This window comes from Streptomyces sp. NPDC004647 (genome assembly GCF_040609575.1).
GTDB lineage: Bacteria > Actinomycetota > Actinomycetes > Streptomycetales > Streptomycetaceae > Streptomyces.
This window is the reverse complement of the sequence record NZ_JBEXKU010000044.1, coordinates 59618-65617: the sequence shown is the minus strand read 5'-3', so window position 1 is coordinate 65617 and position 6000 is coordinate 59618. Positions and strand designations below refer to the sequence as shown.

General features: G+C 72.5%; 3 protein-coding genes. All 3 read right to left on the bottom strand.

Annotated elements, in window-relative coordinates:
- Nucleotides 1-127 precede the first annotated feature (127 nt).
- The 3 genes from ABZW18_RS20495 to eccE all read right to left on the bottom strand — a co-directional run bounded on the left by ABZW18_RS20495 (nucleotide 128) and on the right by eccE (nucleotide 5638).
- On the bottom strand, nucleotides 128-3397 hold the full coding sequence (locus ABZW18_RS20495; RefSeq protein WP_356189296.1) for an SCO5717 family growth-regulating ATPase: 3270 nt from the start codon (nucleotides 3395-3397) through the stop codon (nucleotides 128-130).
- Between the two features lie 232 nt (nucleotides 3398-3629).
- On the bottom strand, nucleotides 3630-4463 hold the full coding sequence (locus tag ABZW18_RS20490; protein WP_356189294.1) for a hypothetical protein: 834 nt from the start codon (nucleotides 4461-4463) through the stop codon (nucleotides 3630-3632).
- Complete coding sequence (eccE, locus tag ABZW18_RS20485) at nucleotides 4463-5638, bottom strand: type VII secretion protein EccE (RefSeq protein WP_356189293.1); 1176 nt, start codon at nucleotides 5636-5638, stop codon at nucleotides 4463-4465. Before eccE ends, ABZW18_RS20490 begins: the two co-directional genes overlap by 1 nt.
- Nucleotides 5639-6000: the final 362 nt, after the last annotated feature.

Sequence of the window (6000 nt, the reverse complement as noted above, 5' to 3'; positions counted from 1 at the left end):
GGGTTTATGTGGGGCGGGGGGGGGCCGCCCCGGGGCCCCCCGCCCCCCCCCGCAGCAGTAGCTCGGCGGGGCGAAGGTGGACGCCTGATCGATCATCAGCGTCGCTGTGCGCCGAACTCGAACTGGCTCACTGCTGTTGCGGAGGCTGCTGCTGCGGGTAGCCGTAGCCGGGCTGTTGGGGTTGTTCTCCCTGGGCGGGTTGCTGCCAGCCCTCGCCGGGTGGGAACGTGCCAGGCGAGGGCTGTTGTTCGTCTTGTTCGCCCTGCTGAGGCTGTTGCGGCTGCTGGGTCCACCCCGGCGGGACCGCGCCCTGTTGGGGCTGGGCGGGTGGCTGCCCCGTCTGCCACTGCGCTCCTGCCTGCGGGTACTGCTGCGGCGGCAAGGGCTGTCCGGTCTGCGGGTCAACCTGCGGCGGCTGGGCGTACGGCTGTCCGGGCTGCTGCGGGTGCCCGCCCTGCTGGGGCGGGTATCCGGCCTGCTGCCCGTGAGGCTGCGGCTGCCCGTACGGCTGCGGCTGCCCGTAAGGCTGCGGCTGGCCCGGCATCGGCGGGGCCATCTGCGGTGGCTGGGCGGTTCCGTCCGCCGTCCACAGCCCCTCCGCCTGCTGGACGCGGACGAAGTCCTCGGCGACCATCGCCGAGAGGTTGAAGTACGCCTCCCGGGTCTTCGGTCGCATCATGTCGAGGTCCACCTCGGCCCCCGCGGCCAGGTGTTCGTCGAACGGTACGACGACCACGCCGCGGCAGCGGGTCTCGAAGTGGGACACGATGTCATCGACCTTGATCATCTTGCCGGTCTCGCGGACTCCCGAGATGACGGTGATGCTGCGCTGCACCAAGTCGGCGTAGCCGTGCGCGGACAGCCAGTCGAGCGTGGTGCTGGCGCTGCTCGCGCCGTCCACCGAGGGGGTGGAGATGATGATCAACTGGTGCGCGAGGTCGAGCACGCCGCGCATCGCGCTGTAGAGCAGGCCCGTGCCCGAGTCGGTGAGGATGACCGGGTACTGCCTGCCGAGCACGTCGATGGCGCGCCGGTAGTCCTCGTCGTTGAACGTGGTGGACACCGCCGGGTCCACGTCGTTGGCCAGGATCTCCAGACCGGAGGGGGCCTGGGAGGTGAACCGGCGGATGTCCATGTAGCTGTTCAGGTGCGGGATGTTCTGCACCAGGTCGCGAATGGTCGCACCGGTCTCACGACGCACACGGCGGCCGAGCGTACCGGCGTCCGGATTCGCGTCGATCGCAAGGATCTTGTCCTGGCGCTCGGTCGCGAGTGTCGCGCCGAGAGCGGTGGTCGTCGTGGTCTTGCCCACACCGCCCTTGAGGCTGATCACCGCGATCCGGTAGCAGGAGAGCACCGGAGTACGGATCAGCTCAAGCTTGCGCTCCCGTTCGGCCTCCTCCTTCTTGGCGCCCAGCTTGAACCGGGACGGCTGGGCGTTGGCCCCCGGCTTTTTGCGTTTGGGCTGGTTGCGCATCAGGCGGTCGGAGGTCAGCTCGACGGAAGCGCCGTAGCCCAGTGGCGCCCCGGGGGCGGAGCGCTGCTGCTGCTGACCGGGACCGGGGGACGGGGTCCAGCCGTCCGCGCGCGGGTCTGTCCGCGGGAGGGGCGTGGAGCCTGGGGCGGCACCGGACTGGTTCGGCTGCCCCTGGGCCTGGCCGCCACCCTGTGTGCCCTGCTGCGGGTAGGCGTACCCGCCGTCGTAACCGGGCTGTGGGGCGGGCGGGTTGGGTGCGCCCTGTTGGGTGGGGGCGGCGTAGGGCTGGTCGGGCTGTGCCTGGGGTGGCATGGCGCCGGCCTGCGGTGCCGCTTGTGCGGGGGAGGGCTGGCCTGGGTGCGGTGCCTGAGCGCCCTGTTGTGGGTAGCCGTAACCGGGTTGTTGGGCTTGTGAGTTGGGGTCGTTGGGTGCGCCCTGTTGGGCGGGTGCTGCGTAGGGCTGTTGTGCCTGGGGTGGCATGGCGCCGGCCTGTGCCGCCGCTTGCCCCGGGTGCGGGTAGCTGTAGCCGTCGGCCTGCGGCGCCGCCTGCCCCGGGTGTGGGTAGCCGTAGCCGTCGGCCTGCGGTGCCGCCTGTGCGGGGTACGGCTGGCCGGGGTGCGGTGCCTGAGCGCCCTGCTGTGGGTAGCCGTAACCGGGTTGTGGGGCTTGGGCGTTGGGGTCGTTGGGTGAGCCCTGCTGGGTGGGGGCGGCGTAGGGCCGGTCGGGTTGTGCCTGCGGCGGCATGGCCCCGGCCGCTCCCTGGGGTGCCGCTTGCCCCGGGCCCGGGTAGCCGTAGCCGCCGGGCTGCGGAGCCGGAGTGCCGGGCTGCTGCCGGCCCTGCTGCGGGACTCCGTAAGCACCCTGCGCCTGGGCAGTGGCCGGATCCGCGGGCTGGTAGTTCGGCGGAAGCGGTGGGACGGAACCCGCGGCGGGAGTGGTCTGGGTCCACGGTGCCCCGCCGGTCTGCTGCGCCGGTATGGCAGAGGCCTGTTGCCCGTCCGCCTGCGGGGCGGTCGGCGCGGGAGGCTCCGCGGGCGCGCCCGCTTCCGACGTCGGGCCGTCGGGGGCGGATGAAGCGTTCGCCGCTTGCTCGTTGTTCGCCGCATCGGAATCGTCCGAGGCGGAGGCACCCTGCGCCGGAGTGCGAGCGGGAGCCGGTTCCGTGGAATCGGCCGGTTCAGTCTCGTCCGGATCCGGGTCGTCACCCCACAGCGAGGCCGACGGGTCGACTCCCGACCCGCTGCGCACGCGTACGGGCGAGGCGCCGTCGGTGCTCTCCGGTTCAGCCGCTGGCGCCGCGGTGTTCGGCTCGGACGCTGTCACGGGCTCTTCGGGAGCTTCGGACTCTGCGGCGGGTGCGGGACGTACCGGCGCGGCGGGGGCAGCCGCAGCCGCAGACGGTGCGGAGGCGGGGGCCTGGTCGGTGTCGACCGGCCGGAGCATGGGGAACGCGGGCGGGGGAGGGCCGGCGGCCGCGGACGCGGCGGGGCCGCCCGAACCGGGCACGTTCGGGTTCGGCGCGCCGCCGACGCCAACCCCGGGACCGCTCTGCTGAACGCCGCCCTGCTGTGTGCCGGGCGGCCCGCCCGGCGAAGCCTGCGGGGGAACAGGGGCGGGACCGACCGGAGACGGTGACGGAGGCTGCTGTGCGGAGGTGGCCTGTGCAGGCGGCGTGGGCGCGGTGGGCTGCCCGGCACCCACCGGAGGACCGTACGACGAAGGCCCCGCCAGCGGCAGCGGGTTGCCGGTCGGCGGCGGGGGAGCCGGCGCGGAGGGGGCACCGCCCCCGGTGTCGCGGCTGTTCTGCGCGTACCAGGCGGGCGCCGTGTAGTCGAGCTTGAACTCACCCGTGAGCTCGACGTCCTGTTCGTCGTCGGAATAGGTCCCGTCCGGACGGGAATCGCCCTGATCGCTGTTCACTGTGCCTCCTGCACTGAAACGCACCTGAACGGCAGGACCGGATACAGGCGGATCATTCGGTCGTTGCGGGCATGGCGGCACACCACGTCATGCTTCACCAACGATCCCTCCCCGTGTCGGCTGTCCGAGTGTGCCGCTACCGCTGTAGGACAGCCTAGTCACTCGCTGAGCGGTACCACAGACGAGCCCTTGTGTGCTGTTGAGGGCCCTGTCGGGTACTCCGCCGCGTCTCTCAGTCCATGCGCCGGGGCATGCCGAGCAGACCCGTTTCGGCCTCGGTGGGCTGGGTCAGGACGAATTGATGGTGGTCGCGGGTGCACCACAGCATGGCGTTGTCGCTCAGGGTCGGCAGTGCCGCCGCCACATCGTGCGGCAGCCGCATGATGCGGGTCACGACCTCGGCCTCCTGCGGCGACAGCCGCTGCAGGCCGACCAGCTGGGCCCGGGCCAGCATGCGCGGCGCCCGCGGCCCCAGGAACGGCAGCAGCGTGAGGACCGACTGCCACGGGCTGGGAGCGAGTTGGTTACGCGGCGGCTGGGCACCGCAGTCCCGTACGACCAGGACCGGGCTGGAGACGGATGCCCCCTGCGCCGCGATCTGCCGCACCTCGTGCAAGGACACGCACTGCTGCCCGCCACCGGCGGCCTGCGCCATCTGCGCCCACCCCGGCGGGCGGGCGGTCTCCACCGCGACCCGCGCACCCACCGCGACGGTGCGCAGGGCGAGCAGTTGGGCCATCCACATACTGCCGACCAGAACCACGTCCAGCGCTGCGGGACGGATCAGACTCAGCACCGCGGGCCGGTTCTGCGGATCGACGCCGATGACCACACCGTCGTCGCCCACCGGCACCGACAGCTCGTCGAGGGCCTCCACCGGCAGCACATGGCGGTCGCGCCGAGGCCCCCGGAGCCCGAAGCCCGGGTGGAAACGCTGCTCGGGCAGGGCCTGTTGCGGCTCCTCCGGCTCGGGAGTGGGCAGATGAGTGGGCCGCCCGACGCGGTTGTTTCCCCAGCGGTTCTGGTTGTTCCAGTCGGAGCGCGGGGGATAGGTGGGCGTGGACATCAGCGGGTACCTCCGAGGGGAAGCGTTGCCAGGAGGCCGGGCAGTTGCTCACGGTCCAGCCGCACCAGACCCACCTTCACGGAGCGGGAGCTCCTCTCCAGCTCCGACTGGGCGGCTCCGAGCTCGTTCTCACTGCGGGACGACAGCCGGACGTACCCGGTCACCCCCGGGGTGTTGCCGCTCGCCCGCGTCGCGGTGAGGCTGAACGTACTGGCCATCGCGCGCGTGCCCGACAGCAGGTTCGCGATGCCCGCCAACGGCGCGCCACCCGCACCGAGCTGCGGCCAGCTGCGGATCCAGTACGAGCTGTGCCAGCGGTCGTCGCACCGCCAGGCGCGCACCGTCTCCTGAGTGCGGCGCGCCGCACGGCCGTTCGCACCGGCCCCGCCCGCGCCGGCCCGTGGGCTGACACAGGCCGCGGTGCCGAGCGCCGCCACGACGTCCGGCTCCTCCAGGACACGCGCCCGCAGGCCGTGGCCGTTGAGCCGGCTGGCCAGCTGATCGGCGGCGCGCAGCAGAGAGCGCTGGGCGCCCCGGGTTCCGCCCCCGCGCGCCTCGATGGCCTCCGGGCACAGTTCGGGGTCGAGCTTGAGCGCGATCCACGTCAGCTGAGTGGCTGGGGTCCCCGTCTGCGCCTGCAGCGGTGCGTACGAGCGGGCGGCAACGGCCTGCTGGGGCAGGTGCGGAGCCGGCGCCGGCTGGGTGTACTGCACGAACTGCACGGATTCGAGGTGGATGTCCTCGACGTCCAGCGCCGAAAACAGCAGATGCAGCGGTATGGGCCGGCTGCCCGGCGCCGGCCGCAGCGGCTCGTCGCGGGCCTCCACCTGCACGAGCGCGGTGAGGAAGGTGCCGTCACCGACGAACCCGATCGCACGCTGGTCACGGGCAAGGTACTCGTACGTGCGCAGGCTGGGGTCGCACTCGACGATCGGCGCGAACGCCGATTCGATGCCGTGCGGTACGGGAATCGTCGCGTCGGCCCTGCGCCGCTTCATCGCCCGTACGGTCGCGATCCAGTCCGGGAGCGGGATGCGCCGACGGCGGCCCAGCGCGAAGACGAGGAGCGCCGCGGCGACGATCGCGGTGCCGATGAGGGCCAGCGGATGGATCAGCCAGCCCACCAGCAGCAGTGCCGCCGCGACTTCGAGCAGCACGAGTTGCTTGACCCGCACACCGACACGGCCGGTCTGCGCCCGCAGCCGGGGTGTTACCGCTCCGGACGTCCGGTGCGGCTCACGGGTGCCACTGCGGGGAGCTGATCCCGGTGCTCCCGCGGCTGCTCCGTTGGTGCCCGGACCGGCAGGCTGTGGCTGCGGTCCTGAGCGGCGTCGGGTCCTGGTGGCGTTGGACATCCCCCGGCCTGCTCCTCTGTTGTTTTGGCCTCTGATTGGCTGGTTGGCCTCGTGACGTGGCGACCGACGATGCGGGTGGCGCCTGGCGGCGTGGCCCCCGTACCGTACGGGTCGATCATCACACGGCATAGTAGAGGGCGCGTCGGCGTGACAGCCGAGGGCGGTCACTGATGGATCCGGCA